At 64.0% G+C, this 3,476-nt stretch carries 4 protein-coding genes and 1 tRNA gene; 2 read left to right on the top strand and 3 right to left on the bottom strand.

What is annotated here, in order from left to right; all coding sequences use genetic code 11:
- Nucleotides 1-309 precede the first annotated feature (309 nt).
- From NKI49_RS33090 to NKI49_RS33080, 3 genes are all read right to left on the bottom strand, one after another.
- Complete coding sequence (locus NKI49_RS33090) at nt 310-567, bottom strand: PepSY domain-containing protein (protein WP_352608374.1); 258 nt, start codon at nt 565-567, stop codon at nt 310-312.
- 147 nt (nt 568-714) lie between these two features.
- Nucleotides 715-789: transfer RNA gene (locus NKI49_RS33085), tRNA-Val, on the bottom strand.
- A gap of 136 nt (nt 790-925) precedes the next feature.
- Nucleotides 926-1,609 (bottom strand): phosphoglycolate phosphatase, encoded by a 684-nt coding sequence (locus tag NKI49_RS33080; protein WP_352608377.1) that lies wholly within the window; start codon nt 1,607-1,609, stop codon nt 926-928.
- Between the two features lie 396 nt (nt 1,610-2,005).
- Here NKI49_RS33080 and rpiA point away from each other — a divergent pair, with 396 nt between their 5' ends.
- Together rpiA and NKI49_RS33070 are read left to right on the top strand one after the other, a co-directional pair.
- Nucleotides 2,006-2,737, top strand: coding sequence for a ribose-5-phosphate isomerase RpiA (rpiA, locus tag NKI49_RS33075; RefSeq protein WP_352608379.1), 732 nt, complete (start codon nt 2,006-2,008; stop codon nt 2,735-2,737).
- A complete protein-coding gene (locus NKI49_RS33070) occupies nt 2,724-3,320 on the top strand; it encodes a DUF2059 domain-containing protein (RefSeq protein ID WP_352608382.1) in 597 nt (198 codons plus the stop codon). Before rpiA ends, NKI49_RS33070 begins: the two co-directional genes overlap by 14 nt.
- Nucleotides 3,321-3,476 lie beyond the last annotated feature (156 nt).

Genomic DNA, 3,476 nt, shown 5'->3' with positions numbered 1-3,476 from the left:
GTCCGTACTCGATCCTGGTCATCGATACCTCCATCGATCTTCTCACCGACACAGAATCGAGCTTCATCGCAAAACGCAACCGAGATGTGTGAATGCGATAGGTATAGTGACGGGGAGAAGGGGCAGCCGAAAGCTCGGCGCCTTTTTCTGGAACGCTGACGATTGGCGAAACCATCGACAACTGCACCCCTCTCCCCGTCACTATACGGGGAGAGGATGCCGGTAGGCAGGTGAGGGGCGGCGCAAGCGGAACACGAAGGCACCGCCGACCGGAGGCCAAGCCCCGCTCACGACGTCCGCCGACGGTCGTTATCTCGGCTCGGCCGTCACGGGATCGAAGGTGATTTCGACCTTCGCCTTATCCGCGGTGTAGTAGGTGACGGTATAGGCGCCATCTTCCCAGTCGACTTCCTTCACATAGCGGAAGCCGTCGCGCTGCTCGACCTTGGCGATGATGTCGGACAATTTCTTGGCATTGGGCGGCGGCAGCGGTTTTTCGTCCGCGGCGAGCGACGGCCCGGCAGCGAGAACAACGGCGACGCTGGTCGCCAGCAGGAGCCTGGACATGGGTTTCCTTCAAAGTTGCAACGGAGGGAAACTCGCTGGTGGGTAGGTTTGTTCCCGGAGGGCTGCGCTGCGCGCCCGAACGGGCTGACGCAGGCCGCGAATCCCGGGAAGCAAGTCGAAGGTTCGGCTGTGAACCCTTGAAGGAAATGGTGGGCGATGCAGGGATTGAACCTGCGACCCCACCCGTGTGAAGGGTGTGCTCTCCCGCTGAGCTAATCGCCCGCTCGTTGCCCGAAGGCCAAGCGAGCCGCGATATAAGGGAGGCAGGCTGGGGAAGTCAAGGCGGTGTCCGGCGTTCTCACAGGGTCGGATTTTGCTCTTTCGATCTCTCCCGGCGAGGGGCCGCGCGCCGGTTCGTTCAATGTTGCGCGGCGGCGATCAGCCTTTGTGCCAGGTCCAGCGTCAGCGCGTCGAAGTGAGAAATGACCGCCGAGGGCTCGAACTCGCGCACGTGACGGTCGGTGTAGCCGAAATCGACGGCCACCACCGGAATGCCGGCGGCTTTCGCGGTGTCGATGTCGGTCTGCGAATCGCCGACCATCAGGGCGCGGTCCGGGTCGCCGCCGGCGCGTTTTATGGTCTCGGTCAGGTGGCGCGGGTCGGGCTTGCGGAACGCGAACGTGTCCTGTCCGGCGATTGCCGCGAAATGCCTGGTCATGCCGAGCGCCTCGATCAGCGCCAGCGAGTTGGCTTCGTATTTGTTGGTGCAGATGGCCAGGAGATAGCCGGCGTTCTCGAAGCGCGCGATCGCCTCGGGAACGCCGGGGTAGGGGCGCGACTTGCCGGGGATGTTGAGGGTGTAGTGATCGAGAAAAATCTTCAGCAACCGGTCGTGCTGCTCGACATTGAGCGATCGCTGCTGGGCCGCATGCGCCCGTTCGATCATCACCCGGCCGCCGTGACCGACAAAGCGCCTGAAGCCGGCTTCGTCGACGGCCGCGATGTCGCTGGCGGCAAGGCTGTGGTTCAGGCTGTCGAGCAGATCCGGCGCCGTGTCGATCAGGGTACCGTCGAGGTCGAACACGATGATCGGGCGGGTCATGGTCGGTCCTGAGCTGGTTTGTGCAGGGGCAGGCGATAGCGGCTGCGGCGCGTCAAGGCAAGCGGGCCAGCTCGTTCAAGCAAGCAAGCCGCATCGGGTGGGCATTCGCGGGCTGGGCGTTTCGGGGCGAGCGGCTGGAAGTGAAAAACCCGCCAGGGCGGCGGGTGGTTGGCGCAAATCAGCACCATGGGCAAATATGTAGCATAGCTGCACTCACCCTGTCAATGGCCTTAAGAACAAATTCCTACGTTCGGCGCCACGTATCGCCCGCCGAGCGGCGGGCGCCATGGACTGGATGCCGCGCGTCAGCGGGGAGTTCGCCGCCGCCAGGGCTTTGACCTGACCGGCAAAAATGCTACGAGCCCCCAAACATCAGGTTCGGGCGGCAAAAGCGGCATGGATGCAAGACAGCTGAAGGTCGAAGCCGCGCGGGCGGCCCTTGCCCATGTCACGGACGGCATGCGGCTCGGCATCGGCACCGGCACCACCGCCGACGAGTTCGTGCGGCTGCTGGCCGACAAGATCGCCACCGGCATGACCATCATCGGCGTGCCGACGTCGGAGCGCACCGCCTTGCTGTGCCGCGAACTTGGCGTGCCGCTGTCGACGCTGGAGGAAACGCCCGAGCTCGATCTCACCGTCGACGGCGCCGACGAGGTCGATCCGGAATTGAGCCTGATCAAGGGCGGCGGCGGCGCGCTGCTGCGCGAGAAGATCGTGGCGGCGGCTTCAAAGCGCATGATCGTCATCGCCGACCGGTCGAAGATGGTCGAGACGCTCGGCCTTTTTCCGCTGCCGATCGAAGTGAACCAGTTCGGCCTGCGCGCAACCGAGATCGCGGTGGCGGCGGCGGCTGGAAAGCTCGGTCTTTCCGGTCCGGTTACATTGAGGATGACGGGGGGCCAGGCTTTTGTTACAGACGGCGGCCATTTTATCCTCGATGCATCTTTTGGCCGCATTCCGGATACAAGAGCGCTTTCGAATGCTCTCCACGCTATTCCAGGCGTGGTCGAGCACGGTCTTTTCATCGGGCTGGCGTCAGCGGCCATCATAGCCGGCGGCGACGGCATCCAAACCGTCCATGCCGCCCGAAAACCAGGGAGTTCTATCGACCATGATGTTGCATAAGCGGGTTCGCCAACTGTCCGTCGTTCTAGCGGCCTCGGCTGTTTTCGCCTTCTCCTCGCCGGCGTTTTCGCAGGACGTCACGGAATCGCACCTGAAGGCCGCCCGCGCGGCGGTCGCGGCGATCCATGCGACCGACCCATTCGACAACATCCTGCCGCAGGCGGCGGCCGCGCTCGAATCGCAGCTCATCCAGAAGAACCCCGACATGCAGGAGCTGATCGGCAAGACGATCAACGAGAAGGCGCTGGCGCTGGCTTCGCGCCGCGCAGACCTGGAAAAGGAAGCGGCCCTTGCCTATGCGAAGGTGTTTTCCGAAAAGGACCTCAACGACATCGCGGCTTTCTACAGTTCGGACGCTGGCAAGAAACTGCTCGACAGCGGCCCGGCCGTCACGCGTGACCTGCTGAAGGCAGCCGACATCTGGCAGAACGGCCTGGCGCGGGATCTCGCCCAGCAGGTCGGCGAAACGCTGGCCGCGGCAGCCAAGGCCAAAGCGCCGGCCGCACCCGCCAATGCCGCCGCTCCGGCGGATGGCGCAGCACCCGCCGATGGCGCCGCACCGGCGGATGATTCGCAGAACTGATCGCGCGTTTCCAAACGGCCTCGCGGCCATCTCCAGAGCCCGGCTTGTCCGGGCTTTTCTTTGTGTGCCGAGCATGATCGACAGCTCGGAGGTGTAAGTCCTCTACCCAGCCTGATGGCGGCGAAGGGTTAGCGAAGCGCAAGGGCGTCGTCGTGA

Source organism: Mesorhizobium sp. M0587, assembly GCF_040320945.1.
In the GTDB taxonomy this organism is placed as follows: domain Bacteria; phylum Pseudomonadota; class Alphaproteobacteria; order Rhizobiales; family Rhizobiaceae; genus Mesorhizobium.
This window is presented reverse-complemented; position numbering and strand designations above follow the sequence as displayed.

Bases quoted from the DNA above. Each gene is read 5' to 3' on its own strand.
- NKI49_RS33090 (WP_352608374.1), bottom strand. From the start codon at position 567: ATGTCCAGGCTCCTGCTGGCGACCAGCGTCGCCGTTGTTCTCGCTGCC.
- NKI49_RS33080 (WP_352608377.1), bottom strand. From the start codon at position 1,609: ATGACCCGCCCGATCATCGTGTTCGACCTCGACGGTACCCTGATCGAC.
- rpiA (WP_352608379.1), top strand. From the start codon at position 2,006: ATGGATGCAAGACAGCTGAAGGTCGAAGCCGCGCGGGCGGCCCTTGCC.
- NKI49_RS33070 (WP_352608382.1), top strand. From the start codon at position 2,724: ATGATGTTGCATAAGCGGGTTCGCCAACTGTCCGTCGTTCTAGCGGCC.